Annotated in this window: 22 protein-coding genes and 1 pseudogene; 11 read left to right on the top strand and 12 right to left on the bottom strand. The window is 61.1% G+C overall.

Going from position 1 to position 25,088, the window contains the following annotated elements; genetic code table 11:
- Window positions 1-313: 313 nt before the first annotated feature.
- Both CXY78_RS02980 and CXY78_RS02975 read left to right on the top strand, forming a co-directional pair.
- On the top strand, window positions 314-1,783 hold the full coding sequence (locus CXY78_RS02980; RefSeq protein ID WP_369827228.1) for an MFS transporter: 1,470 nt from the start codon (window positions 314-316) through the stop codon (window positions 1,781-1,783).
- A gap of 189 nt (window positions 1,784-1,972) precedes the next feature.
- Complete coding sequence (locus CXY78_RS02975) at window positions 1,973-2,689, top strand: GntR family transcriptional regulator (protein ID WP_104087971.1); 717 nt, start codon at window positions 1,973-1,975, stop codon at window positions 2,687-2,689.
- Window positions 2,690-2,801: 112 nt separating this feature from the next.
- Here CXY78_RS02975 and CXY78_RS02970 read toward each other — a convergent pair whose 3' ends face one another.
- The 6 genes from CXY78_RS02970 to CXY78_RS02945 all read right to left on the bottom strand — a co-directional run bounded on the left by CXY78_RS02970 (window position 2,802) and on the right by CXY78_RS02945 (window position 8,465).
- Window positions 2,802-3,245, bottom strand: a complete 444-nt coding sequence (locus tag CXY78_RS02970) for a zinc ribbon domain-containing protein (protein WP_104087970.1) — start codon at window positions 3,243-3,245, stop codon at window positions 2,802-2,804.
- Between the two features lie 12 nt (window positions 3,246-3,257).
- Entirely contained in the window at window positions 3,258-3,992 is a 735-nt protein-coding gene (locus CXY78_RS02965; RefSeq protein WP_199182574.1) for an N-acyl homoserine lactonase family protein, read from the bottom strand.
- Window positions 3,993-4,020: 28 nt separating this feature from the next.
- On the bottom strand, window positions 4,021-5,043 hold the full coding sequence (locus CXY78_RS02960) for an alpha/beta fold hydrolase (protein ID WP_233206070.1): 1,023 nt from the start codon (window positions 5,041-5,043) through the stop codon (window positions 4,021-4,023).
- A 95-nt stretch (window positions 5,044-5,138) separates the two neighbouring features.
- Window positions 5,139-6,338, bottom strand: a complete 1,200-nt coding sequence (locus tag CXY78_RS02955; RefSeq protein WP_104087967.1) for a cytochrome P450 — start codon at window positions 6,336-6,338, stop codon at window positions 5,139-5,141.
- A gap of 67 nt (window positions 6,339-6,405) precedes the next feature.
- Complete coding sequence (locus tag CXY78_RS02950; RefSeq protein ID WP_104087965.1) at window positions 6,406-7,251, bottom strand: SDR family NAD(P)-dependent oxidoreductase; 846 nt, start codon at window positions 7,249-7,251, stop codon at window positions 6,406-6,408.
- Window positions 7,248-8,465, bottom strand: coding sequence for an NAD(P)/FAD-dependent oxidoreductase (locus tag CXY78_RS02945; RefSeq protein ID WP_199182573.1), 1,218 nt, complete (start codon window positions 8,463-8,465; stop codon window positions 7,248-7,250). The genes CXY78_RS02950 and CXY78_RS02945 overlap by 4 nt, the downstream gene beginning before the upstream one ends.
- Before the next feature lie 399 nt (window positions 8,466-8,864).
- Between CXY78_RS02945 and pcaC the strand changes: the two genes are divergently transcribed.
- The 4 genes from pcaC (at window position 8,865) to CXY78_RS02925 (ending at window position 12,669) form a co-directional block, all read left to right on the top strand.
- Entirely contained in the window at window positions 8,865-9,263 is a 399-nt protein-coding gene (gene pcaC / locus CXY78_RS02940) for a 4-carboxymuconolactone decarboxylase (protein WP_104087964.1), read from the top strand.
- Window positions 9,256-10,146 carry an NAD(P)-dependent oxidoreductase gene (locus CXY78_RS02935; RefSeq protein ID WP_199182572.1) on the top strand — a complete coding sequence of 297 codons (891 nt, stop codon included), beginning with the start codon at window positions 9,256-9,258 and terminating at the stop codon, window positions 10,144-10,146. Before pcaC ends, CXY78_RS02935 begins: the two co-directional genes overlap by 8 nt.
- A 181-nt stretch (window positions 10,147-10,327) precedes the next feature.
- On the top strand, window positions 10,328-10,870 hold the full coding sequence (locus CXY78_RS02930) for an HtaA domain-containing protein (RefSeq protein ID WP_104087963.1): 543 nt from the start codon (window positions 10,328-10,330) through the stop codon (window positions 10,868-10,870).
- A 605-nt stretch (window positions 10,871-11,475) separates the two neighbouring features.
- Window positions 11,476-12,669, top strand: a complete 1,194-nt coding sequence (locus CXY78_RS02925; protein ID WP_104087961.1) for a cytochrome P450 — start codon at window positions 11,476-11,478, stop codon at window positions 12,667-12,669.
- A gap of 1,512 nt (window positions 12,670-14,181) precedes the next feature.
- On the opposite strand, the gene CXY78_RS02915 is transcribed toward CXY78_RS02925, so the two are convergent.
- The 4 genes from CXY78_RS02915 to CXY78_RS02900 all read right to left on the bottom strand — a co-directional run bounded on the left by CXY78_RS02915 (window position 14,182) and on the right by CXY78_RS02900 (window position 18,107).
- Window positions 14,182-14,538: a hypothetical protein gene (locus CXY78_RS02915; RefSeq protein ID WP_140425638.1), complete on the bottom strand. Its 357-nt coding sequence runs from the start codon at window positions 14,536-14,538 to the stop codon at window positions 14,182-14,184.
- Between the two features lie 503 nt (window positions 14,539-15,041).
- Complete coding sequence (locus CXY78_RS02910; RefSeq protein ID WP_104087958.1) at window positions 15,042-16,118, bottom strand: PDR/VanB family oxidoreductase; 1,077 nt, start codon at window positions 16,116-16,118, stop codon at window positions 15,042-15,044.
- Window positions 16,119-16,179: 61 nt separating this feature from the next.
- The gene (locus CXY78_RS02905; RefSeq protein WP_104087957.1) at window positions 16,180-16,989 is read right to left on the bottom strand and encodes an SDR family NAD(P)-dependent oxidoreductase; all 810 of its coding nucleotides are present in this window, start codon (window positions 16,987-16,989) and stop codon (window positions 16,180-16,182) included.
- Window positions 16,990-17,477: 488 nt separating this feature from the next.
- The gene (locus tag CXY78_RS02900) at window positions 17,478-18,107 is read right to left on the bottom strand and encodes a TetR/AcrR family transcriptional regulator (protein WP_104087955.1); all 630 of its coding nucleotides are present in this window, start codon (window positions 18,105-18,107) and stop codon (window positions 17,478-17,480) included.
- 206 nt (window positions 18,108-18,313) lie between these two features.
- Here CXY78_RS02900 and CXY78_RS02895 point away from each other — a divergent pair, with 206 nt between their 5' ends.
- The 3 genes and pseudogenes from CXY78_RS02895 to CXY78_RS02885 form a co-directional block, all read left to right on the top strand.
- Entirely contained in the window at window positions 18,314-19,483 is a 1,170-nt protein-coding gene (locus CXY78_RS02895) for a serine hydrolase (protein WP_199182571.1), read from the top strand.
- A gap of 39 nt (window positions 19,484-19,522) precedes the next feature.
- Complete coding sequence (locus CXY78_RS02890) at window positions 19,523-20,803, top strand: cytochrome P450 (RefSeq protein ID WP_104087953.1); 1,281 nt, start codon at window positions 19,523-19,525, stop codon at window positions 20,801-20,803.
- Window positions 20,804-20,919: 116 nt separating this feature from the next.
- A pseudogene (locus CXY78_RS02885) lies at window positions 20,920-21,159 on the top strand (ABC transporter ATP-binding protein); the annotation flags it as partial.
- Between the two features lie 67 nt (window positions 21,160-21,226).
- On the opposite strand, the gene CXY78_RS02880 reads toward CXY78_RS02885, so the two are convergent.
- Both CXY78_RS02880 and CXY78_RS02875 read right to left on the bottom strand, forming a co-directional pair.
- Window positions 21,227-22,237, bottom strand: coding sequence for a PDR/VanB family oxidoreductase (locus CXY78_RS02880; RefSeq protein ID WP_104087951.1), 1,011 nt, complete (start codon window positions 22,235-22,237; stop codon window positions 21,227-21,229).
- Window positions 22,238-22,249: 12 nt separating this feature from the next.
- A complete protein-coding gene (locus CXY78_RS02875) occupies window positions 22,250-23,371 on the bottom strand; it encodes an aromatic ring-hydroxylating dioxygenase subunit alpha (RefSeq protein ID WP_104087949.1) in 1,122 nt (373 codons plus the stop codon).
- Window positions 23,372-23,483: 112 nt separating this feature from the next.
- On the opposite strand from CXY78_RS02875, the gene CXY78_RS02870 reads away from it, so the two are divergent.
- Complete coding sequence (locus CXY78_RS02870; protein WP_104087947.1) at window positions 23,484-24,116, top strand: PadR family transcriptional regulator; 633 nt, start codon at window positions 23,484-23,486, stop codon at window positions 24,114-24,116.
- 322 nt (window positions 24,117-24,438) lie between these two features.
- Complete coding sequence (locus tag CXY78_RS02865) at window positions 24,439-24,825, top strand: MmcQ/YjbR family DNA-binding protein (protein ID WP_104087946.1); 387 nt, start codon at window positions 24,439-24,441, stop codon at window positions 24,823-24,825.
- Window positions 24,826-25,088: the final 263 nt, after the last annotated feature.

The following is a 25,088-nucleotide window of genomic DNA, read 5'->3' as shown; positions in this document are numbered from 1 at the left end:
GACGCATGTCCAGTTTACCAGATTGTATGACGGTCCTGGATGGGTAGGTGCTCGCATGCGCGGCGGCACTACAGCAAATAACTGGACACAGGTCTAGTTCTGACTGTAAACCTATGTCACACTGTTCGAGACGTGCCAAATAGCCACGAAACGGCGCGCTCGTCGCAGCAAGTCTGCACAACGTCTGCCGATCATACAAACATGCCAGCTGGTTCATTTCCTCTCAGCACACACGATTGTTGTCGCTCGTCCACCGCATTCATCTCACCGTCGAGAAGCGCGAAAGCGATCTCCTTACCCTCCAGGGATCAGAATGAATTCAAAGCCAGAGTTACTCATAGCGGCGGAAGCCCCATCTCGAGGAACCCTCAAGTGGAAGTACAGGGGGATGCTCATGGGTATAACGTTCTCCGGCCTAATGATGCTCAACGAAGTTGGTGCCCTCATGGCCATTCCCCTGTACGGGTCAATGAGCTTGGAATTGGGCCTAACGCCCACACAAGTGTCGTGGGCGCTGTTGTCAACGCTTCTCATGGGAGCGGTATCCGTTGCGTTCCTGTCCAAAGCTGGCGACCTGTTCGGACACCGGAAGTTCCTGTTGGCGAGCGTGTCGATTATTTTCGTCGGTTATGTGATCTCGGCACTAGCCGTGAACTTCGAAACTCTCGTGATCGGGCGCGCATTGGTCGGCATCACCGCTGGCCAAGCCCTGGTTATCGGGATTATGAATGACCGGCTGACCTCATTGAGCAGGAAGAAAGCGATCGGCATCATTGCCGGCGGACAGGCCATCGGAGTTACCTTGGGCTTCGGAATCGGCGGGCTGATGATTTTATTGGGCGCTACTTGGCGCCACAGCTTTTGGATCGGCGCGGCCCTGACGCTCATCAGCCTCATTGGTGTCGCCCTTTGGGGTTCAGATTCTGATGCGATTCTCCGCAGCCGCACGGCCAGGAAGCGCATCGACGTAGTGTCTGTCGGTATCCTTGGCCTGTCCCTTACAGCCATTTGTATCGGAATCAGCCAGAGCACGGTGTGGGGTTTGACGTCCGTGCTCACCCTCGCCTTCTTTTTCGGTGGTCTCGCGGGCCTGGCTCTCTGGTATTCGTGGGAACGCCGCAGCAAGGACCCGCTGGTTGATACCGGCCTGCTCGTAAGTCGCCGCCTCATGCCTGCCAACGCCGTCTTCATCGCGATGGGCGTCGGGGGCATGATGACCTTTAACCTGATTCTGGGCTACGCGCAGACACCGTTTCCGGTGGCCGGCTATGGCTTTGGCCTCAGCCCGCTCGTTGCTGGGTTCCTGTTCATTCCAATGACTGTCGCGGGCATCCTGATAGGCCGTTGGATCCCGGGGCTGCTGGGGCGAATGCGGCCTCGTGTCCCCTTCGTTGGCGCCGCAATTCTGCTACTTGTGGCGTTTGTTTGGCAGTACTTCATGCATCAGCACCTCGGGGGTGTCCTGGTCGGCGTGCTGTTATATGGAATCGCTTACACCATGCTGCTTACTATTGCAATCTCCGTCATCGCCGCCGAAGCGCCCGAGGGTAAGGGGGCAGGTACTTCTGCGATCTACATAGGCATCGCCCTGACCGGCGCAGCCATCGGTGCGGCCCTGTTCGGTGCGGTGATTGGCGCGGGCGTGACGCCGGCGAATCCGATTCCTGCGGCCGGCAACTATGATGCGGGTTGGCTCGTCGGTGTGGCGGCCGCTGTCGTTGCGATCATTGCCACGGCGTCACTGTCCAAGCATGTGGAACTTACAGAGGTGGCCCCCCACTGACCCCTGAGGTGGAGGGCTCCGCGGCGAATCCAGTCGTTCTACCATTGAAACGAACTCGAACCCCCAGGGCCCTCACGTGATCCAATCTCGCATGGGGGCAAAAAATGTATGTCCTGACGGTTCGTCGGGCACCCAGCCCTGCTATAGCAGGGATCGAATTGTCGGACGAGGGTGCCGTAGGATGTGGAGATGCCGACCAGCAGCAAGTCAGAAACGCTAAAGCTCGATCGAGCAGTTGTCCGCATCGCTGCCCCGCTCCGCGAGCAGGTCATCATGGCGTTGCGGCAGGCGATCCTGGACTTCCGCTTCGAGCCTGGCCAGCGACTGGTGGAGCGGGAACTCATCGAACTCCTGGGCGTGTCCCGGACGACGGTCCGCGAAGCCCTCCGTGAGCTGACTTCCGAGGGACTGGTCACGGTCGTCCCACAGAAAGGTGCCGTGGTCAGTACCCCTACGCCGGAGGAAGCGCTGGATCTGTATGATGTCCGGGCGACACTCGAAAGTCTGATCGTGGAGCGGTTCGTGCAGCGTGCTTCCCAGTCGCAGGTCATTCGCCTGGACGCCGCCGTTGAGCGGTTTGCGGAGGTCGTAGAGGAAAACGTAGACATCCGGGAACTACTCTTCACCAAGGACCAAATTTTTGAAGTGTTGCTCGACGGCGCCGGCAGCCCTGCCATGCAACAGATCGTGGGGGGCATCCAGGCCCGGGTCAGGGTACTGCGTGCCACATCGATGGCCGGCGAAGGGCGCCTCTCGGCCTCTGTGCAGGAGTTGCGCGTTATCGTCAGCGCAGTCCGCGAACGTGACGCCGCCAAAGCCGCCAGTCTCTATGCCGAGCACATCCGCGCGGCTGCTTCCTCGGCCCTGGCCCACCTAGAGGCGGATCCGGTTCAGGCCGCAGGCTAGATCGCCCTGGGGCCCAGCGTGGCGAGATGACCGCCTGGGATAGCAAGCTTCCTGTGTCCGCGACAGCGCGGCAGTCCGAGACAAAGATCTGGCTGCCGCACTGTCGTGGCTGCTACTTTTCTAGCGTCCTTGCGACCGCGTTTGTGATCGTCGAGATCTTGCGAGCCGTGGCAACGCTGGGTTTGTGCTCGGAATCCGCCGCGTGGGAGTGAGAAGCAACCTGATCCATCGGCGGCGGACCATGGCGTTCATAGTCGACCGTCTGCCTTGTCTGCTCGGCTTTGAGGGTCTCTTCATCGCCGCGGTAGCGGGCGATGAGCGCCTTCTTGGCCGCTGGGCCAACATGGCATAGCCCGGGGACGTCAGGGTTTTCAAAGCAGTCCGTGCCGGCCGCCGTGACGGGCGAGGTGCCCCTCCGTCCTAAACCGGCTGTGGTGAACAGACGACGGGCGTCAGATCCGCAGCCGACACAGGCGCAGCTTGTGGGTGCAGGGGAGCGCACCAAGGTTTCATATTGCGTCCCGCAGGAGGGGCACTTGTAATCGACCATGATCATCTCTGCTCGCCACTATTCCTGAGGAACCAGAGCACCGAAGGATTTCCAGTCGTCGGGATCGTGGGCGATCCACAGCCGGTGGCCTTGCGCCTCAAGATCGCGCAGGATCTCCAGGCTCTTGACGGCTTCACCGTAGTTCCAATCAGCGGGGTCAGGCTGCATCCTGTCCAAACCCTCACGGAGGTGAACGGTGTCGGCGGTCAGCACAATCGTCTGGCTCGGCAGCTTGACGATCACGGAGAGTTCTCCCGGCGTGTGGCCCGGAGTGTGCAGGACGGTGATGGATCCGTCACCGAGCAGGTCAAGCTCGGGCCCTCCCAGGGTGGTCCAGTCGAAATGTTTCACCGGTGCAATGTCGTCGGCGTGGCGAATGAGGTAGGCGCTGGCTTCGGCCGGGGCCGCCGCCCAGTCGAACTCGCCGGGGCCGATGAAGAATTTCGCCTGGGGGAAGAGGTATAGCCCTCCGGCATGGTCTGAGTGCGTGTGTGACAGGACAACATGCGTGATGTCTTCGGCCCGGAAGCCGAGTTTGGAGATCTGCCGGTCGATACGCTGTTCAGGACTGGACTTGACCTTGAAGACGTCAGCCAGGTCGCCGAAGTAGTCTCGGGGGTTCTCATTCAAGATGGGTGAGAAACTTGTATCGAATAGAATCAGCGCACGCTCATGTTCGATGAGAAAGGCTGGCATCGGGATTGTAACTTCACCTTCGGCGCCAATCACGAGGTCTGCGGCCTCCATCGTCATGGTGGGAGCGTCCAGTGCCCACAGGCGTTTAGCGGTAACTGACATTGTTCTTCCTTCCTTCCGGCTGACCTTGAACGGCAGCCGGTGTGCTTGGTGTAGTTGCTGGGATCGCTTTGCGAAGCCACGCCAGGATGACCTGCAGCGCGGAATCGTTGTTCGCCTCGTAGATGAGACCGTGGCCGGTACCGGCGACGCCGTAGTCGGCAAGGACCAGATGAGTGACGTTCACTCCGGCCTGGCGCAGGTAGGCCACGGTAAATGCGTCATCCAGATTCCTTCCGGAGGCTTCACCGCTGACGACAGCGGTCGGGACCTTGGCCAACTGGGTCAGCTCGCGTGCCGGTTCCCGCTGTTCCACGCGGTGATGTACTTGGCCCTGGGCGGGTTCACACGTCTGGAGCGACAGTTCTTCAGGTGTGGAAGCCGGTGGCTCATACGTCAGCGGAGCTGCGGTCGGTCCCCACCCGAGCGTGCCCCGCGGCCCGAGGTCCTTGAATGGAGGACCGATGGGTTCAATGCTGACAACGGCCAGGACCCGGTGCGGGCGTGCGTCTGCGGCCAGCCAGGCAGCGGGACTGCCGGATGAATGCGCCACCAGCACGGCAGGGCCAATACGTTCCAAGAGGTCAACCACCCTGTCCCGGTCCATAGCCTGAGCAGCTGCCGTGTCGGCCAGCATCAGCCCGGCCGCTGCGGCGACCGCATCGATCTCTGGATGTCCCGGCTTCCTCGGCCACGGCCATGCCGTATGCCGCTTGGCCTGTTCAGTTCCCTCATGCGGCACGAACACTGCGTGGACGCCGTCATAGCCAGATGGCGGCAGAGAGGGTCCATGGACTTCGGGCAGATAGGTTGAGCGACCATGACCCGGGCGGTCGATGAGGTAGACGGGGTGACCGGCAGCGACTAGAAGCTGGGCCCAGCCGGGTCGGCCGTCCGGAGTCAGAAGCCAGTCTGTGCTTTGACCCCCGCCGCCGTGAATCAGGATGAATGGCGCCCCAGTAACCTCGGCCGGAGCCTCCCACTGAACATAAGCTGGGCCATGCTGCATGGGCCCGGTGTCGTTGTACTTCAACTCGCCGGTGACCCAGAAGTTGCCCCGTCGAAGTGGGACTGCCGCGGTGGTTTCGTGCGGTGCCGGTCGAATCATTCTGGGGCCGGTGTCATGCGAATCGGAATATAGTCGTGGCCGAAGGCCTGGAAGTTTATGGCAGGCCGAGGTTCACCGGTCAGTTCAATCTTTGCCACCCGCTTGACCAGGGCATTTAGGATGGAGCGTCCCTCCATCCGGGCGACGGCCTGGCCGGCGCAGGTGTGAATGCCGAAGCCGAAGGACAGGTGGCCGCTGGCCGCGGGGCGGTCAATCCGGAACTCATCCGGGTTTTCCCATTTGCGCGGATCGCGTCCCGCACCCAGCCACATGACCAGGATTTTGGCGCCTTCGGGGATGCGGATTCCAGCCAGCTCCGTTTCCTTCACCGCGACCCGTCCGCCGTAACGCGACGGCGCGTAATAGCGCACCGCTTCTTCGAAGGCGGAATCCACTAGATCCGGGTTCTCCCGCAGTTTTGTCCATTCCTCCGGGTTGTCGGCGAACGCGCGCAGCATGCCCGCGATGCTGAACACCGTGGTGTCAAAGCCGGCGCCAAAGACGGCGGTAAGAAGCTGTTCCGCTTCGGTAGGTGTGATGATGCCTTCGTCCGCAGCCTGGTATAGCTGCCATCCGATGCCGCCCTCCAGCTGCTTCTCACGCTTGACGTTGGCTCCAACCCATTCCAGCGCAGGCTGCCCGGCCTCCATCTTCTGGAAGTGATGGGCGTTGTGGGGCCCCAAGACGTTGAACACCGCGTCGCCGAACTTCAGCAACAGCTCGCGTCCTTCCTCCGGCAAGCCCAGAATGTCCGGGAAGACCTTCAGCACATAGCGGGCAGCAAGGTCCCGGTAGGCATCCAGTTCGACGGGCCCGTCCGCCAGGAGTTCATCGACAAGCCGCTCGGCATGTTCCGCGAAATAGCTCTCCATTTTGTCCATGTTTTCTTGGGAGAAGATGCGCAACATGACTGACTTAGTCTGTGTGTGTTCCGGCGGATCCTGCATAAGGGGTGCGTTGGGACGGAACGGGTTCGGCTCGTAGAACGGGCGGTCTGTGGAGGAGAAGACGCGGAAATTTCGCAGTGCCTTCTGAATTTCTTCGGCCCGGGTAATGGCATAGAAATCATATTTTTCGATGTACACCACGGGTGCTACCTCGCGCAAGAGTCCATCGTGGTGGTGGACTGCGGCAAGCACCTCGGGGTCAAAGGGGTCGTAGTGAGAAACTGGGGCGTCGATGAGAGTTTCCGGCATTGGAGTTCGCTCTTTCAGGGGTGGGTTCTGATTGATTGGGATGGTTTGTGGCCTAAACCCGGGCAGACTAGGTGCCTGCCTGGCGGATCACCGGCGGTTCTCCGGTTTCCATCCAATGCAGGCGCTTCCGTACTCCGGCGAGGGCGAGCTCCGGGTGCGGCAAGATGAAGAACTCTTCGGCGCGGATCGCTGACATGACCATGTCGGCTACGGCGCTGGGCTCCAGCCCCTTTTCCTCGGCTAGCCGGGATAGACGCTCCAGCGTGGCCAGGCGTCCCGGTTCAGATGCCGCAGGCACGTCGGCCGGTCTGTTCCGTTCCGCCTTTGGCATGTTGGTTTTCACCGGACCCGGCGCAAGGAGTGATATGCCAACGGAGCTGCCTGCCGTGCGCAGCTCCACCTCCAGCGATTCGGTCAGGCCCAGAATCGCCATCTTCGAGGCACAGTAGGGAATCATGGTGGCGGTACCGGAAGCGAATGCCGCTACGGAAGCTGTGTTCACGATGTGAGCTTCGTCCCGCTGTTCCAGCAGAGGCAGGAATGTTCTGCAGCCGTTAAGGACGCCAAAGAAGTTCACGTCCATCACCCATTCCCAGGCGCGGGGAGGGATCCCCAGAAACGTGCCGCCGGTTTCGACGCCGGCATTGTTGCAGAGCACGTCCACCCGGCCGAATGCTTCCATGGTCGCGTCCGCCAGTCTGCCAACGCTGTCCGCGTCGCTCACGTCCGTTTGGACACCCATGACGCGCGAACCGAGTGCACGCAGCCGGTTAACGGCCGTGTCTAGTGCAGACGATTCGATGTCTGCGATGACCACGTACATGCCCTCGGCGCTGAACCGCTCCGCCATGGCAAAACCGATGCCGCTCGCACCCCCGGTGACGACCGCGACCTTGTCCTTGAAACTTTTCATCTTTGGATGCCCTTCTTTGCGCTCTCGAGCAGCGAGGGGGTCTCCAGGGTCTTGGGGAACATCAGGCGTTGGATGAGGGCGTCCCTGTCGCTAAGCAGCCCCCGCAGCTGCATCATCTCCGCTTCCAGCTTGACTGGATCCGACGAATGGTAGACAAGCTGCTTATTGCGGGTGGCCGCCGGGGACGCAATGTCCACGAAGACCCGTCGGCGCTCGGCTGCATAGCGGTCCAACACCTCGTCGTCGGCCTCACGCTTGATCACTGCGGCCAGGGCTTCGTAGAGAACGTAAGTGTCGAACAGGCCCGACGTCAGACCCAGTCCGCCGGTGGGGTTTGTCGAGTGTGCCGCGTCGCCTGCCAGAAGGACCCGGCCGGCACGAAAACCTGACGCTGCGCGCTGATGCATCTTGTAGGGCGAGTACCCGTCCAGTTCGATGCCCGCAAGTCCCGGGAAAACCTTTTCAAAGTATTCGGGCATGCGCTCTAGAATGCTTTCGACCGGCAGCGACTCGTCTTCGCAGTATGTGTATCGCCAAAGATTGTCGGTGGTGATCTTAGAATGGATGGCACCGTAACGGTCGTCGATCAGCATGGTCGTCTGGTCCCAGCCCGCGGCTTCAAAATCGAAGCGGATGTTGGTGGCAACGAAGCGTTCTGGCCAGGTCAGTCCGTCAAAGTCGATGCCTAGACTCTTCCGCACGGCGCTGCCTGCTCCGTCGGCACCAATCAGCCAGCTTCCGCGGATGAGGTCTTCGGAGCCATCCCGTAGGACGGACACCGCCACACCCGATTTGGTCTGTGAGACACCTGTTACCGCGGTGTTCCAGAGAACCTGTGCGTGGTCGAACTCCTTGAGCTTCTCCAACGCAATTTCCACCAGATCGTTCTGACCCAAGTGCAGGTTGTAGGGGTGCTTGACCCTTCCTTCCAGAGCCTGAAGTCCAAACGAGACCTTCTCGCCGCTCTTGAAATTCCTATAGGTGTAGCCCTGCTTGAGAAAGCCGCGCTGCACTGCCGCGTCGAACATCCCCAGCCCTTCCAGCCCATCAAGAGTGGACCAGTGATAGACCATCGCTCGCGGGGAGCGCACAACTGTTCCGCCGCGCTCAAGGACGGTCACCGGAATGCCGGCCCGGGCCAGACCCAAAGCGTTGAGAACTCCCACCGGGCCTGCGCCCGCAATCAGCACTGTTTCAGGATTCATCTTCGACATCCGTTCTTCCCTCTGTCTAGGTCCTGCAGACTCGCAGGCCCCGCCGCCGCGCAAACCGCGGCTGAATGGGACACTCCCCGTATTGCTATTTTGTATGACAGCATGACGACAACTTGGTTGAGTGTGGCCCGGTTACATCACAATAATGGACAGATGTCTATTTTGTGTAGCCCCAATGTGTAATCCTTGTATTTACGCCTTAGTCGTGGCGTCGCACTCAACCATCGGGCTACGAGTGTCCGCGGAGGTGACGTCCGGCAGCATTAATCGGGGGGAACCAGTTTCGAAACCTCCGTGCTGAACAATAATTGTCATACAATTTACTGCAAGGCGGACGTGGTTTGGCAGGCCAATACCTGCCGGCGGCCAGCGTTCGAAGGCGCAAGATAGGGAGAGATAGTGAGCACTGAACGTACCCATAAAGAGACCTACGAGGACGGGATCCAGATGCGCAAGGCAGTCCTGGGCGCGGAGCACGTCGAAAGGTCGTTGAGCAATGTCACGGACTTTTCGCGTCCGATTCAGGAACTCGTCACAGAATATTGTTGGGGTGCCGTCTGGACTCGTAAGGGACTCGAGCGAAAGACCAGGAGCCTCATTAACCTGGCCATGCTGACGGCCCTGAACAGGCCGCACGAGTTGGCCGTCCACGTGCGGGGGGCGGTGGCGAACGGTTGCACCGAGGAGGAGATTCAGGAAGTGCTGCTCCAGACCGCTATTTATGTCGGTGTGCCGGCCGCGCTGGAATCCTTCCGCATCGCGGAGAACACCCTGAACGAAGCGCAGGCCCGTGCCTAAGCCGGACAAACGCACGGTCGCCTTTATCGGTCTGGGCAACATGGGCCTTCCCATGGCGTCCAGGCTCATCAAAGGCGGGTACAACGTCGTGGGCTTTGACCTATCCCCGGACGCCAAGGAGAAGCTGACCGAAGCTGGGGGGAGGCCTGTCCACGTTGCCAAGGATTCCGTCGCTGGCGCACAAATTGTCATCCTGATGCTGCCCAACTCGTCCGTGGTGGAATCTGTCTTGCTGCAGGACGGGGTGGCCGCCAATTTGGAGGAAGGCAGCGTTGTCGTCGACATGAGCTCCTCGGAGCCCCTGGCGACCCGGGAGCTAGAGGCTGTTCTTCGGCGGGAGTACACCGTCGACCTCGTAGATGCGCCGGTGTCCGGAGGTGTCAAGGGGGCTGTGAACGGAACCTTGACCATCATGGCCGGGGGCCGCGAAGAGAGTCTGGCGAAGGTTTCGGCGGCACTGGCGATCCTCGGTAACGTGACGCATACGGGTGACGTCGGCTCGGGCCATGCACTCAAGGCACTCAATAACTTGCTCTCCGCCACTCACCTGTTGGCCACAAGCGAAGCCATGCTAGCCGGTCAGCTCTTCGGACTGGATCCTCAGGTGATGCTCTCGGTCCTTAATGGCTCCAGCGGTCGCAGCGGGTCAACCGAAAACAAATGGCCGAACTTCATTCTCCCGCAAACGTACGACTCCGGTTTCGGCCTGCGGCTCATGGTCAAGGACATGAAAATTGCCTCAAGCTTGTTCCAGCAGCTCGGCCTTCCGAGTTTCCTCGGCAAGGAATCCGTCCGGTTATGGGAAGAAGCAGCCGAACAACTGCCGGCGACCGCGGACCATACAGAGATCGTCCGATGGCTGCGCGACGAAAGCAAGCCATAGCCATCCTCCCGGCCGGGTGCCGGCCTACGCCCACCGGCCGTAGTCACCATCGCGCTCAATGTATCTAGACACATGTCCAGTTTGTGTGGATACTGTTACTTGCGCCACATAGCCGGCATCGCCCGCGCAGGCCGCCCGAGGGCGAGTCCGTCAATTCCTTACCCAGCAAGGAGTCTTCACCATGACGCAGCCGCGAGGTGCTGAGCGTCCGCCAATGCCGGAAACGGAGCCATTGCCGGGTCTGACTTGGGGGCTCAAGCGGAGTTTCATCAGATACATTTCAATGCTCCCAGACGGTGGCCACTCTGTTTCGGGCAGCGCGTCCCTGACTTACTCGAGCTTCTTCAATTTCGAGCCCGCGGCGGACTCCACCTACGATCCCATCACGGGCAGGGGTGCGCTAAAATTCGTGGGAGAGGTCCGCCTGACTGGTCATCATAATCTGCTTTTCGTGATGATTGCAGATCCCTGGATCGAGTTCAGGGACGGGGAGGCAACGCTTTCGGTGGCCGATACGCGGTATTGGCCTGATCGGAGGCGGCGAATACCGCTTGCCATTCTTCAGGCCGAAACGCTGTCACGGTCGATACATGGTGTCTGCGGCGAGGCACGGACCTTCCTGACGGGCGAAGGTGTGGAAGTCTTTAACGGCCAATATGGCGACGGGGAGGAACTGGATCCGGTGTTCATTCTGGGATCGACGCCGCCGGCCACCATGGATTAGACGCCCGCATGCGAGAGCGGGCAACGCACCCACGGACAGAGAGTTCGGCTAGATCATTCGACGCCGGCCGTACTGCAACCTGGACGGCTGGGCCGCCCGATATGCCGAAGTCCGGTCGAATAGTCAGGACGGTCCGTCAAGTCTGTCAATGAGCGCCAAACCCCGCCGCGCCCACTCGATTTTCGTCTGGGCCCGGGCTATAAAGCCCTCGTACGCGAAGATCTTGAACTCGGTGGTCCGGCGGCGGTCCGCTTCGGGGATCCGGGCCAAGCGACGGTTGAGCATGGCACTGGTGCCGCTTCGGATTTCCCGGAGCTTTTCCTGCCGGCTCTCACATTGACCCGAAAGTCGCTCTTGGCGGCAAGGAGCAAAAGCACTCGTACTCTGTCGTCGAGTCCAGCGAAGACGGCAAACGCGCGGACTGCAAATTAGGGGATTGACCTCACAATGCGAATTGTATATGGTCATATTGACAGACCGTCATACAATCTATCGGCTGATAATGGAACTGGTCTACCCACTCACTGAAGAGCAATGCGTGCCCCTGCGGCCAACCACGTGAAGACGTCCGTGACGCCGCGCAGCGCCGAAAAGGAAGTTAATCCATGAAGCCTTTGATCGTACCCGTGGACGCCGAGGAGGTAGGGAGTGAGTACCGCCCCACCCTGGTAACGGATTTCCCGGCAGAATATGGCCGCCTTCGCCAGGAAAGCCCTGTTGTGCACAGCAGCGACTTCGGCGGCTTTTGGACCATCCTGAAGCACGAGGATGTTTCTCGAGCGAGCCGGGACTGGAAGAAGTTTCTGAGCAGGCAACCGTTCGTCGAATACAAAAGCTTCTCGGACGCCATCCCGATCAGTACAAACCCGCCGCAACATACATACTTCCGAAAATTCCTCAACCAGTATTTCAAACCGGATCGAGTGGCAGCCCTCGTCCCGGAGATTGAGCGCTCCGTCGCAGACTTGCTGGACCCCTTCATCAGTGGCGGCGGCGGCGACATCTATCGCGACGTGATCCGGTTGATCCCTCCCGGGGTCCTTGCACGGCTCCTCGGCCTGTCGGATTCCGGGTGGGAGGCTCTATCGGAGCGGCTGGCCGAGGCGGACGCCGTCCGTCACGACGTGACCGCTTTCGGACGCCTGCAGGCCAATCTGTGGACGGCCTCGGTCGAAGAGCTCATTGCCGACAGGACCGAGCGGCCCCGTGATCCGTCTTTGGACATCATGAGCGGAATACGTCAGTTGGAGCCCCAGGGACGGCCCATCACGCACGAAGAAATGCTTAACCTAGGAACCCAGCTGTTCGCCGCTGGAGCGGACACAACCATCGCCGCGCTCGGATCCTTAACGGTCCACTTTGCGACGCATTTGGAGGACCAGAAGGCGTTGCGAGCCCGACCTGACCTGATTCCGGCTGCCATCGAAGAAGTATTGCGCCTGTCCCCACCGATTCATCAGACAACTCGCCACGCGTCGGAGCCCATGGTCATGGCCGGACAAGCGATTGGTCAGAATGATTTGGTGGCGCTGAACGTGGCCTCGGCCAACAGGGATGAGGACAAGTTCACGGATGCGGATAAATTCCGGCTCGACCGCCAGGTGAACCCGCATCTGACGTTCGGTTTCGGACCCCACATGTGCATCGGGGCGCCTGTAGCCCGCGAGGAACTTCGGATTTTCGCCGAACAGCTTCTAACGAAGACGAGAAGGTTCACAATCGACCAGGCCCCCGAGCCCGGCGGTCGGCCGTTGAGGTCCGGGTGGGCCAGTGTGACAATTCGCGTGGAAGGGCTGTGAACCGAGTCCTTCCAGAAGGGCGCTAGAAAGCGGCATTCCCTAACGGCCTCACACTAATCCCGGAGCGGAAGACGGACCGACGAGGTTGGGAACCGCCCGGCGACACCAGGCACAGGAAAGGAATAAGAAGCAGCGACTGATCAAAACATCAAGACGTCCTTGTCCCGACGAACCCTGTTAGGAGGAAGTATGGTCGCCGCAAGCGTTTTCACAGGCATCCCGAGCGCACTCGCCGAATCGGTGCAGCCGGGGAAAAAACACAGCGAAACTCGAGTTGTTCTACTTGGAGTTGGCGGCGGACCCTCAATCCTGCCCGGCGCCGTGTGCGAAGGCATTGCCTCAGCTCTCTTCGTCGGCAACCGCTATTACCTCCAAGACGCCGGCCACGGCGTCCTCCAGCGCCTTCGCCACGCCCAGTTGGGCACGTGGCAGAGCCCTCCGGACGGACCCCTGGATCAGATGCGTACATTGTTCATTACGCATTTGCACTCTGATCATGTTGCCGACCTCGCCTCCATCGTTACCTCGGGCATCTTCAATGGTCTGCAGAGGGCGGACCTCCCGGTCAAGCTCATTGGTCCTGGCCGGCGCGGAGCACTTCCCCCGCTTTATGGTCCAGCACCCGCCCCTCCGGTCGTCAGCCCCGAAAATCCTCCTCCCGGCATGACGGATATGTGGGATCTTCTAGTCCGGATGTACGCAACAGACTTCAACGACCGTGCTCGGGACAACCGGACCTCGTGCCAAGCCAAATGGTGGAGGCACGTGATGTCGAACTGCCTGCATGGGCGACCGCGGATCCCAATGGCAGCCCCCATCCAGCCATGGATCCGGTCCAGGTCTACGAGGACGACCGGGTTAAGGTGACTGCAACTCTCGTTCAGCACGCGCACATCTTCCCTGCACTGGCTTACCGATTCGACACCGAGGCCGGCTCCGTCGTCTTCTCCGGAGACACCGGGCCCTCGGACAACCTCGTGCGGTTGGCAAGGAACACGGACATCCTTGTACACGATGTGATATCCGAGGAGTGGGTTAAGGCGCTAATTCCGGAACCACGAACAGCCGCGCAGGAGGCGGCACTGCAGCACCTGCTGGGGGGCCCATACAAAGATCTCCGAAGTAGGCCCGCTGGCCGAGCGCGCAGGAGCGAAGATGCTGGTGCTGAACCATTTGGTTCCCCAGAGATTGCCTTCAAATAAGTGGACGGCCGCACGACGCGGATACTCCGGGGAACTGGTCGTCGGCAAAGACCTAATGCAGATCGCCGTGGGTTCGGCTCCATAACGGGGAACCTTCCCTGCCCGTCAGAGGTCGCTTTGTTGAGCATCCTGGAATAACAAAGCGATGGTGTGATCTGTCTCACACCCCTTCGTCGCGGGCTTATGCTAATTCCCGTGGCTGTTACGGGTATCCCGGCCGGTTGCTGGATCCCGGGGATGCTGGGGCGCGTGCAATCATCTGTTCCCTTTGTCATCGTCGCCGCGCCTCATAAAGTTTGGTGGCTTACCCTCAGCTAGTGACGGCGGGTTTGGGCCAAAACACCACAGCATCCGGCGCGTCCCGCACCAACAACGACGTGAACCGGTCGCCGATTACAGCGGCCGATGAAGCGAATGCGCGCAGCCAGCCGCGGACCGTGGAGGCTGGTCTGCCGCAGCTCACGGCGATCTTCCGGTGACCCCACCCCAGCACGGTCTTCGCCTCGACCGCTGCCGCGATGACGTCGGCGGCATCGGCCCGCCGAGCAGCTAACTGCACCTCGAGGAGCACATGCGTGCCCTGGCAGATCGTGCATCGAGATCGGCGCGGGCGAAGGCTGCGGCCCAACCATTTTGTGTCGACGCCCTCCCGGATCACGCGGGGCATTGCCCACCCCCAGGGCCGCAACCGGCCACCGCAATCGGGGCACGCACGCACGCGCCTGACCAGCAGGTTCGACTCGACAACAACAGGATCATCACTTACCGTGAGCATCAGCGTGCCTTTACGCGTCAGAACGGCCCGGCGTGATCCTCAGAGATTGCACGCCGGGCCATTCGTCTATCCGGACATCGTCGGCCTGACGCCGCCGACGAACAGATGCCAAATCCTGGAGCGCTAGAACCCATCGTCACCGGGGAAGACGCCCACATCGTCACCCCGGGAGACGTTCAACGCTGATCCAGGACCTGCTGCCCGGGCCGGGAGATCTCGAGAGGCTTTTGAAGGGGGACTATGTTCATTGATTCATCACTTCGTTGTCGGAGGTTGCGCTCGATGGTCCTCCGCCCACGGTTGGTCCAGTGCCCAATTTGCTTGCCATCTGCCCACGCGGCGGGGCCGACTGAGGGTGGCTGGGCGGTCCTGTCGCCGCCCAACCATCTCCGGTCTTAGAGCATCAGTTTGAGGGGGCATCCGCTCTTTGAACGGGATACGCAGATGAACATCGTGTCCCCTCGTTCTTTTTCACTGTCCGTGAGGATCGAGTCCCGGTGATCGGGGGTCCCGGCCAGGACCGACGTCTCACAGGTTCCGCAGGTCCCTTCTCCGCAGGAAGACAGGACGGGCACCCCTACCTCTTCTGCCACCTCCAGAATGGATTTGTCGGCCGGGATGCGTACTGTCAGTCCGCTGTCAATGAATTCGACGTCGAACTCGACGTCTGCAGAGGCGTCAATCTTTTTCGGAACAAAGCGTTCCGTGTGAAGGCTGCCGACGGGCCAGTGCGCGCTCGACTTCTCTACGGCATTTAGCAGAGGCTCAGGTCCGCAGCAGAAGATCAGTGTCTCGTCTTGGACTTCTCTCAGATATTCCGCAAAGTCCACACGCCCGTCCGTGTCCTCCGGTACAAAACGGATGCGGTCGCCGTAACCGGACAATTCTTTGACGAAAGCCATAGTGTTTCGTGAACGGCCTGCATACACGAGTGACCAATCGGCCCCGTCATGCTCAGCCTGTCCGATCATGGAAACGATCGGGGTAACGCCTATGCCTCCTGCGATGAAAATGTACCTCTTGGACGGCACGAGCAAAAAGTTGTTCCGGGGGTGACTGACCGTCAGCTGATTTCCGACCTGGACCGTTTCGTGGATGGCCCTGGAACCTCCCCTGCCGGCAGGTTCCCGCAGCACTCCGATGCGCCACCGTTCTTGGTGGATATCAATCGCACACAGGGAATACTGACGCGTCGTTTCATCGTCAATGTGGACATCAATGTGTGCGCCCGGGCTCCATGCGGGTAAAGGCCGACCGGCAGGATCCGCGAGGGTCAGCGCCACTACACCTTCCGAGGCTTCGCTACGGTCCGTAACCGTCAGCGTCAGCCGCGCTAGTGGGTCATTGGGAACAAGACGTTCGTTTTCGGGGTCGGACCCCGTCGGATGCGCGCCTTCAGGGACGAGATCCTTGTGGTCGCTTTCGCTTCCGTTGTGTTTTTCGGCCTGCAAGCCGGGGGAGTGGGCGCTCATGATCGTCTCGCTTCTTTGCGGGGGAGTCTGATGGGATGGGGAAGTCGGTTCGAGATGCGAACTACATGTGGATGCCGCCGGATGGCGAGAGTGTCTGTCCGGTGTAGTAGGACCCATCGTCACTGGAAAGGAACAGCAACGTCTGTGCGATTTCGGCCGGCTGCGCTATGCGACGCAAAGGCTGCATGGCGATCAATCCCTCGTTGAAGTCCTCCGGCTGCTGCCGGAAGAGCGGGGTGTCCACCGCTCCAGGCGCTATTGCGTTTACCCGGATGTTAAAAGGGGCCAGTTCCGCTGCCGCGGCACGCGTGAGTCCAAGAATGCCAGCCTTGGAGGCGGGGTAATACAGAGGCATCGTCACGCCAACGAGAGCGGCGGCACTGGAAACATTTACAATGGCTCCGCCTCCGGTTTTCTTCAGCAATGGCGCCGCGGCGCGGATGACATAGAACTGACCGAACAGATTCACCTCCATCACGCGGCGGAAGTCCTCATCCGAGGTATCGGAGAGGTACTCGGCGAAGAATTCTTCGCCGTTCCGGGCCGCCTGGAAGGCCCGAACGTTGGTTTCTATTATTTTCTGGTTTGCCGCTTTCGTCGGGGCATTCACGCCCGCGGCGTTGATCACAGCGTCAAGTCGTCCGAACTCGGCCTCGAGTTTGGCAAGGGCGTCGTTCACTGCGGCGCTGTCGGAGATGTCGAGCGCAATGCTCATAGACCGAGGAATGGTGTTGAACTCTCTCGCCAGGGATTCGGCTGACAGGTCTACGCCCACAACGCTGGCACCTTCAGCGGCAAAGGCCTTCGCCGTTGCAAGCCCGATACCGGAGGCGGCACCGGTGATAAAAGCGACTTTGCCTTCAAAATTCATTACTGGATCCTTGCTGTGACATTGGGCACTGAGAGTGATGTATGCCACCACTATGACACGCAAACTAGACACGCGTCCATATTTATTTGTACGCAATTTTGCACCGCAATCTGCTGGACGATTGCTCGTCGTGCGGCACGGGGGTTGGCCATGCCTACTATTTCTGCCTGCAAGAGGAACGATGGGGCGGCGCTGCTTCAGCCACAGTCACCCGCGGGCCCGGACGGGGTGCCGACGGAAGACCTCGCGTAAAGGACCTGGCCCAGGACCGTCCGCACCCTGGGCAAGGCGGGTTGCTCATGCCGGGTATATGGGGCCAAGAGGCATTCCGTCCCAATCAGAGTGACCGCCGCCCCCAAGGCCAATCGATGGGAGAGCCACCCACCGGCGCTGATACTCCGGAGGCGCGATTCTCGTCGCGGAGTACCCAAGGCTACGGGCCATCGGACACTCCCGCATGCCGCTAAAGGCTACCTAGCCCGTCGGAATTATGAACTCCGGGGAGCCCCCATCTGGAGCATCTCGGACCACTGGTCGGCAAGAGCCTCCACCATTTCCCGGCGGTCCAGGCCGGACTCCCGAACGACGGTAAAATACATGGAACGTTCGTACTGGAACATTAACGTCAAAAGCCGGGCCCGCGCCCGCGTGCGGCGTGCACCTTCCTCAAACCTGCAAAGGTACTGAGGCATGGCATCAGCTGCGTGCTGAAGGGTGCGAGCCCACCGCTCCGAGACGAGCGGCTCAACCGCCAGGGCCCGCTCCAAGGTCTCGAACCGGTGGCTATCACGGTCCCAGAGCTTCGCAGTATCAAAAACCCAGGCGCGGATCTCAGGCTCGGAAGATTTGACGAGTCCGTCGAGTGTCGAATACATGGCGACGACTTCCGGCTCAAGGCTGTCCAGCATGCTGACGACGAGTTCTGCCTTGCTCTTGAAATGCAGGTAAAAGTTTGACCGGCTGATTCCCGCGGTCTGCGCGATCTGCTCCGCGGTCGCCAGCTCATAGCCGCGATCACGGAACGCGAGCAGGGCCGCATCGGTAATTTTGTCCCTGGTGCGCTGCTTCCTGCCGGACCGAGGGGCTGCGTGCGGGGGTGACGTGGGAAGCGTAGTCATAGTGCACTCAATTTTAGTTACTTCAATTGCGGCCGACGTCCGCTTGCAAAGCGCGTGCCGCGGCGATCGCTCACACACCACATATAACTGGACACATGTCCAGTTATATGTGAGTCTAGTCAACACGCAGCGTGGCGCATCTCACAATGCAGGTTCGGAAAGTCATCGCCCCACCTCAACGGGGCCAACACCAGAAGGATTTCGCCTTGATCAATGAAGCTCACACAGGATTCGATTCAGCTGCCTTGTGGCGGATCCAGAAGCGGATAGAGACCGATATTGCTGCCGGGCACTACGACGGTGCGAACATCATCGTCGCGCGCGGCGGACAGATCGGTCTGGAAGCATCCATCGGCTTCGCCGACCGCCAGGCAGGCAGAGTGTCCAGCGCCGACGACGTCTTCCGGATTTTTTCGATGACTAAGGCGTTCACGAACGTCCTGGTACTCCAGGCGATCGACCGTGGCCAAATGGATTTGACAACCCGGGTCGTGGAACTCATCCCGGAGTTCGCGGCCGGTGACCGGTTCCGGCAGGGAAAGAAGGACCGGATCAACGTGGCGCATCTACTGACGCACCGCGCCGGCCTGGTCGTTACACCCAACCCCCTGCCGTATGCAGAACTCGGCAATCTCGACAATGTCATCCGGGCCATCAGCGAGTTGGACGTAGTAGGGGAGCCAGGAGGCAGCTTTGACTACTCCCCGGCTCTAAACCACGCCCTTCTAGGTGAGATGGCACGGCGTGCGGCCGGGGCGGCTTCGTTCCGTGAGCTGATGTCAAGGGAGCTTTTCGAGCCGCTAAAGATGACCAATACGGCCCTCGGCGCGCCTAGGGCGTGGAGCGAGCGGATGGTCCCCGTCCGTGCAAGCTTCCCCGACGGCGGCTGGTTGAGTGCACATGACGTTGAGGTCATGGAGGAGATCATCACCGAAGAAGCAGAGATGCCCTGGGTCGGGGCGGTATCCACAGTCGGAGACATTCACCGATTTGCTGAAATGCTGAGGCGCGGCGGCGAATTGAACGGCCAGCGCATTCTCTCGCCTGCCATCCTCGATTTGGCTACGACCAACCAGACCGGCACCTCACCCAACAGCCTCTATGCCGGCATCGCTACCGCCCGCGGGTGGGAAATCCCGCCGGGCAACTTCGGGCTGGGGTTCGCACTATCCGGCACAGGAACCCATGCCTCATTCTTCGGATCCACGACCAGCCCGCGCACTCACGGCAACTACGGCGCCGGCTCAACATTGTTCTGGGTTGACCCAGAACTGGACCTGACATTCTCGTGCCTGACAGCCGGTGTGATGGACGAGGGTGACAACGTCATTCGCTACCAGCGTCTGTCGACGATGGCCGCCGCGGCCGCTGTCTGACCCGGTTAACGGCAAAAAATTCACTCGAGGAGCTCTTTTATGACAACGCCAACTTCTGAACGACCGACCGCACCGCCGGAATTCAACCCAACCGGCATGGCCGCCCTGCGTGATCCTGCCAGCATGTACGTCCAGGCGCGTAAGGACAATCCTGTTTTTTGGTCCCCCGAGCTGCACACGTGGATCGTAACGCGTCGGGAGGACGTGGATGCCGTTCTCATGGACTGGGAATCATTTTCCTGCCTGGGAAACGGCGGCAATATCCCCGTCCCCGATAAGTTCGCCGAGATTGTTCCCTCGTCACTGATGTCCAAGATCATGATCAGCATGGACCCGCCCGAGCATACAGAGGCCCGCAGAGTGGCCCAACGAGGCTTTCTCAAGCCGGTGATAGACGCTTTGGTTCCCGAAATCGAGGCGCGCGCCCACCGCATCATCGACAGATTCGCCGACGCAGGTGCCGTGGACCTGATGGATGAGTATTGCCTCGAACTGACCACGCAAACCCTCATGGCATTGCTCGGATTGCCAGATGAGGATGAACGCATGATGCGCACGTTGCGCGACGACCATTTTGCGATCTTGGCGAGCGGTCGCGAACCGATGGAAGAACCACGCTGCACTCAGGTATGGGATCGTTATACTAGGGCTCAGCTGCGGCTGCGGGCTCTTGTCGAGGAGCGTCGTGAGGGAAGCGGCAATGACATCATCACGACGATGGCTACTGCCCGGAACCGCGAAGGCGGCCCGGCATTATCGGCCGAGCGGATTGCCATGCACCTTACCGAATTCTCGGCAGCCGGCACTGATACGACGGCCCAAGCGATCGCAAACGCGATTCTGTTTCTCTCGGCGGCGCCTGAGCAATTGGCTCAGGCGCAAGCGGATGCTTCGCTGTGGTCACGCGTCATCGAGGAGACGGTCCGGCGTCGGCCCTCAGCCCCGTTCGCATCCCGACAGGCAGCCCGCGATGTAGAGATCTCGGGTGTCGCCGTCACGAAGGGCGACATGCTCTGGCTCGCCCTTGCCAGCGCCAACACTGATCCCACGCACTACGCAGACCCCGAGAAATGGGACATCCACCGGGAAAATCCCGAGGATCACTACGCGTTCACTAAAGGTCGCCATGCCTGTCTTGGCCAACCCCTGGGACGCGCTCAGGGAGCGGCCGCACTGCGGGTACTGTTCACCCGACTACCGAGTCTCCGCGCCGTGCCAGACGCCCCACAGGAATTCCTGCCTCTGGCCATGCTTCCGATTCGAAGAAATCTCGCCGTCGCTTGGAACCGCGATGATGCCCTGGCGGGGCAGACTTCTTAGGCACTGCTTTCCTCGTGCTACCGGATCAGTGTTGTCGGCGCTCACCGGAGCTCGTGAGAAGGCCCTTATCTACTCGAGTCCAGACGCCCGCCAACTGCCCGCGTCGATGGCAAGCCACCCACGACATCGACGAGTCGGTCTATCTTGACGAACGCGTCATCGTGCTCTCGAGCTCGCCGACCGTCGTACAGGAAGACCTCACCATCGACCTGCCTGCCGAGCGCGACCAGCTCAACACCCGCGCCCTGCCCCGCTTCATGGAGCTGCGCTCGCACGTCTACGCCAAGATTCAGCGCGCCAAACTCGGCCCGGTCACCGAGCAGATTACCGCGCAGCGCAGAGCCGCCCTGAAGTAACTGCGCACAGATAAAAGCGGATGCCCCGGCGTAACTCGTCGGGGCATCCGCTGTGTTGTGTTATCGGCTAGGCGACGGCGATCGTGACAATCGCGGGAGCGCCGCGTGCGGCATCCGCTTGCAGGCCAGTGGGTGAGGTGACGGCGCGTGAAACGCAGCAGCACATTTTCTCAGCAGCGTGCTGCTGGCGTTCGCTGTAAAACACATCGCGGTGGTCAATGGTGCCTTCGAGCGCAAGCACCTTGACCTCGCACAGGCCGCATTCGCCCTTGCGGCAGTCGAACATCATCTCGACGCCGGCATCTTCGAGTGCTTCGAGCATCGACCGACCAGCGGGCACGCGCGCTTCGACGCCGAGGCGCGGCACCCGCACGATGAACTCCTCGGGGTCGTACCAGCCGCTGTTGCCGAAAGTTTCGAACCGCAGGTTGGGGTAGTTGAGCTCGCGTTCGCACCAGGCGCGGCGCACCGCATCCATCAGGCGGATCGGCCCGCACATGTAGAGCTCGGCCTGCGGGTCGACGCTGCCGACCAACTCGGCCACTGACAATTCGGTGCCCTCGTCGTCGATGTGCACCCGCAGCCTGTCGCCGTGCAGCGCGAGCAGCTCGGGCAGGTAGGCCATGCGCTCGCGACTGCGCGCCGCGTAGATGAGCGTGTAATTCGCCCCGAGATTTTTCAGTACCCGCGCCATATTGACGATCGCGGTCACGCCGATGCCGCCGGCCAGCAGCACGTAGCTGGGCGCGCCGACCCGCAGTGGAAAGTTCTGTAGCGGCTGGGTGATCTCGAGCGTGCCGCCCGGCTGCAAAGAGTGCATGAAGATCGAGCCGCCGCGGGACATCGGCGCTTTCAGCACGCTGATCGCGACCCGCGAGCCGTCCTCGGTGGAGTCGACGACGGAGTAGGAGCGTTTGTGCCGCGCGCCGTCGATCGTGACGAACAGGTCGAGGTGCGAACCGGGTTCGGCCCGTTTGGGTGAGGTTGGCGCCAGCACGATGCGCTGGATATTGCTGGCGACGGCCACGGTCTCGACGACCGTCGCCTGCTGCCAGACCTCAATATTGGTGGCTGCCATGTTCGTGCCCGCCTAGTTGGCGGCGCTCACGCGGCCAGCGCGGCCGGCGGAGACCGGGCGGCCCTCGGCCTCGAGCATCCGCTCAATGAGGCGGCGCACCCACAGACCGCCGGCGTCAATATTGAGGTTGTAAAACTCGTAGTCGGGGTTGGCGTCGATGGCAGTCTGCTGGGCCAGGAGCATGTCCTCGTCCTCCTTGAACACGCCGGAGACCCCGGCGCGCAACTGTGAGGTGATCAGCTGGCTCTCCAGACGGTAATTGCGCATGAACGCCCAAAAGTAGTGGGCACTGCGGGCCGTTTCAGGGGTGATCGTGTTCATGACGTAGCCGTTGACGCCCTGGCTACGGTCGCCCTCTTTCGCTCCGGTGCCAGCCTTGGCCACCCCCACATCGATGTTGATGGTCGAGGGCGCTTCAAAGTGGATGATCTGCCACCGGTCGACCTTGCCGGTGAAACCCGGAAACTTGTCGCGCATATTCTTCAGCCAGAACGGCGGCGCATCGATATTGTGCATCCAGCGCGAGACGGTAACGGTGGTGTCATCGTGGGTGACCTCGAAGTCGCTCTCGCTCAGTTCGGCCTGGCCGATGCTCGAACCGTGCACGAATTCTTCGTGGGTGAGGTCCATCAGGTTGTCGAGCACGAGCTGGTAGTTGCAGGTGACCGGAATGGTCAGGCCGTCACCCGCCCACTCGGGGTGGTCCATCTGGTGCATGTCGGGAATGGTGTCGGGGTTGGCGAGCGTGGCATCGCCGAGCCAGACCCAGAGAAAGCGGTGGCGTTCGACGACCGGGTAGGAAGGCACCGTCGCGCTCGGGTTGATGGTCTCCTGGGCGGGCATCGAGACGCAGCGGCCAGCCGAGTTGTAAACGATGCCGTGGTACGGGCACTGGATCTCGTCTTTGGCGAGCACCTTGCCCTGAGACAGTGGGGCGAGGCGGTGCCAGCAGGCGTCGGCGAGCGCGACGGGCCGGCCGTCTTCGGTGCGGTAAATGGCGAGCGGCTTGTCGGCGACCTTGCGGGAGATCAGCTTGCGGGTGACCTCGTGGTCCCAGGCGGCAACGTACCAGGTGTTAAGCGGGTAGTTGAGCACCTTGTTGGTGGTCGAACTCTTGGTCTGGATAATCGTCATTGAAAACCTCCGGTCAGCTAACTATCCCCATAGATAGTTCGCGCTGGTCCAGACTATCTATGCTGGTAGTTACTTTCAAGTAGCTACAGTCAAGACTGAGACGGGATTTTTCGTGAGCCTTCGACACGCGCTCCTGGCGCTCCTCACCGTAGAACCGATGACCGGCTACGACCTGTCGAAGGCGTTCCAGGCATCCGTTTCGCATGTCTGGCATGCCCCCGACTCGCAGATTTACCCGGAACTGCGCCGCATGGAGGCCGGCGGGCTGCTCGTCGGCACCGAGGTGCCGTGGGGGCCGCGTGGCAAGAAGCGCGAGTACCACGTGACCGAGGCCGGGCTCGATGCCTTTCGGGCGTGGATGAACGAGCCGCTCAGCTACACCCGGGAGCGCGACCCGGCCCACCTCAAGGCCGCCTACCTCGAGTGGGCCCAGCCGGAAGCGGCCCGCGCGCAGCTGCGAGCGCATATCGCGAACTTCGACGAACAGCGTACCGAGTGGCTCGAAAAGGTGCGCGAGATCGACACCGGAACGAGCACCATGCTCGAGAAACGCCTCGCTCACGCTCCGACGAGTGAGCACGCCAGCATCCGCGCCTATAAGAGCTACACCTACGAGGGGTTGATCGCGCGGGCCGAGCAGGAGATCCAGTGGGCGAATCGGGGGCTCGCGCTCATCGACCAGCTCAACAGAACAGATGCCCCGGCGCTGACTTGTTCGCCCGAGTTTCCACACGGTTGCAGGTGACGTACTGACCATCCGGATAGTTATGATCTACATCGCTCACATACCTCCACGCCGTGCCATCGTTGGCAATTCCGCCGAGACATAGTTACCCGCGGGCTACATCGTCGCCCGGTGCTGGTGCGGAAACGTAGGAGTTCCTCGAGGGCATGACCCCGGGTAGACACAAAGACGCGGGACCTGCAACAGGCACCGCGCCTTTGGGCTGAGCCATGATGTAAGGAGCGAGGGAGGAAATTGAGAGGCCCCGCTGTCTCACAAGCTGATCAGCATCGGGACGCAGCGGCGACCCGAGCGGAGCTACAGTGACCTCAGGAGGGTGACCATGAAGGATAAGGCGTTGCAGCAGTATGCGCGCAGTCGCGTTGAGGAGTTACCTGGAGCTGGGTTGGTGCATCCGTTCGGGCCGGATTGGGACGTGTTTAAGGTACGCGAGAAGGTTTTCATGCTGATGACAGATATAACCGGGGAGCCGATCGTGATTGTCAAGGCCGACCCGGAGGACGCAAAAGCACTCCGCGCGCAATACGAGGACATCACCCCGGGCTACCACATGAACAAGCAGCACTGGATTACCCTGCGCCCAGGTGGGACCCTGCAGAAGGATCTCGTCGATGACCTCGTCACCGAGTCCTACCGACTCGTGGTCGAGAACCTGCCCCATGCGAAGCGGCCGGTCGACCCCGGAACGTTCGGACGGAGCGAACAGTGACGCTCTCCGGCGAGCAGCTGCAGCAGCACGCCCGCGTTGCCGCGGCATCGCTCGAGGGCATCACTGCCGGGCGCCCATTCACCCCGTACCTCGAGGTGTGGGAGGCAAACGAAACGGAGCACCAGCGTCGTGTCCAGTCGGGGGATGATCGTGAGGATCGCGGCGACTGCCGCGAATCCGAGCACGGCTTGCGAGACCGTCATGGCAATAGAATACGTCCTCCGCTCGCGTGGAGAAGAGCCAGTGGGGGCGCTGGCTACCGA

Source organism: Cryobacterium sp. N19 (assembly GCF_002929595.1).
Classification (GTDB): Bacteria; Actinomycetota; Actinomycetes; order Actinomycetales; family Microbacteriaceae; genus Cryobacterium; species Cryobacterium flavum.
This window is presented reverse-complemented; position numbering and strand designations above follow the sequence as displayed.

Coding starts and splice junctions, on each gene's coding strand:
- CXY78_RS02890 (WP_104087953.1), top strand. CDS start 19,523: ATGACAACGCCAACTTCTGAACGACCGACCGCACCGCCGGAATTCAAC.
- CXY78_RS02900 (WP_104087955.1), bottom strand. CDS start 18,107: ATGACTACGCTTCCCACGTCACCCCCGCACGCAGCCCCTCGGTCCGGC.
- CXY78_RS02960 (WP_233206070.1), bottom strand. CDS start 5,043: ATGCAGCATGGCCCAGCTTATGTTCAGTGGGAGGCTCCGGCCGAGGTT.
- CXY78_RS02865 (WP_104087946.1), top strand. CDS start 24,439: ATGAAGGATAAGGCGTTGCAGCAGTATGCGCGCAGTCGCGTTGAGGAG.
- CXY78_RS02880 (WP_104087951.1), bottom strand. CDS start 22,237: ATGGCAGCCACCAATATTGAGGTCTGGCAGCAGGCGACGGTCGTCGAG.
- CXY78_RS02950 (WP_104087965.1), bottom strand. CDS start 7,251: ATGAAAAGTTTCAAGGACAAGGTCGCGGTCGTCACCGGGGGTGCGAGC.
- CXY78_RS02975 (WP_104087971.1), top strand. CDS start 1,973: ATGCCGACCAGCAGCAAGTCAGAAACGCTAAAGCTCGATCGAGCAGTT.
- CXY78_RS02930 (WP_104087963.1), top strand. CDS start 10,328: ATGACGCAGCCGCGAGGTGCTGAGCGTCCGCCAATGCCGGAAACGGAG.
- CXY78_RS02925 (WP_104087961.1), top strand. CDS start 11,476: ATGAAGCCTTTGATCGTACCCGTGGACGCCGAGGAGGTAGGGAGTGAG.
- CXY78_RS02955 (WP_104087967.1), bottom strand. CDS start 6,338: ATGCCGGAAACTCTCATCGACGCCCCAGTTTCTCACTACGACCCCTTT.
- CXY78_RS02945 (WP_199182573.1), bottom strand. CDS start 8,465: ATGTCGAAGATGAATCCTGAAACAGTGCTGATTGCGGGCGCAGGCCCG.
- CXY78_RS02970 (WP_104087970.1), bottom strand. CDS start 3,245: ATGATCATGGTCGATTACAAGTGCCCCTCCTGCGGGACGCAATATGAA.
- CXY78_RS02915 (WP_140425638.1), bottom strand. CDS start 14,538: ATGCCCCGCGTGATCCGGGAGGGCGTCGACACAAAATGGTTGGGCCGC.
- CXY78_RS02965 (WP_199182574.1), bottom strand. CDS start 3,992: ATGACGATGGAGGCCGCAGACCTCGTGATTGGCGCCGAAGGTGAAGTT.
- CXY78_RS02910 (WP_104087958.1), bottom strand. CDS start 16,118: ATGAGCGCCCACTCCCCCGGCTTGCAGGCCGAAAAACACAACGGAAGC.
- CXY78_RS02875 (WP_104087949.1), bottom strand. CDS start 23,371: ATGACGATTATCCAGACCAAGAGTTCGACCACCAACAAGGTGCTCAAC.
- CXY78_RS02980 (WP_369827228.1), top strand. CDS start 314: ATGAATTCAAAGCCAGAGTTACTCATAGCGGCGGAAGCCCCATCTCGA.
- CXY78_RS02905 (WP_104087957.1), bottom strand. CDS start 16,989: ATGAATTTTGAAGGCAAAGTCGCTTTTATCACCGGTGCCGCCTCCGGT.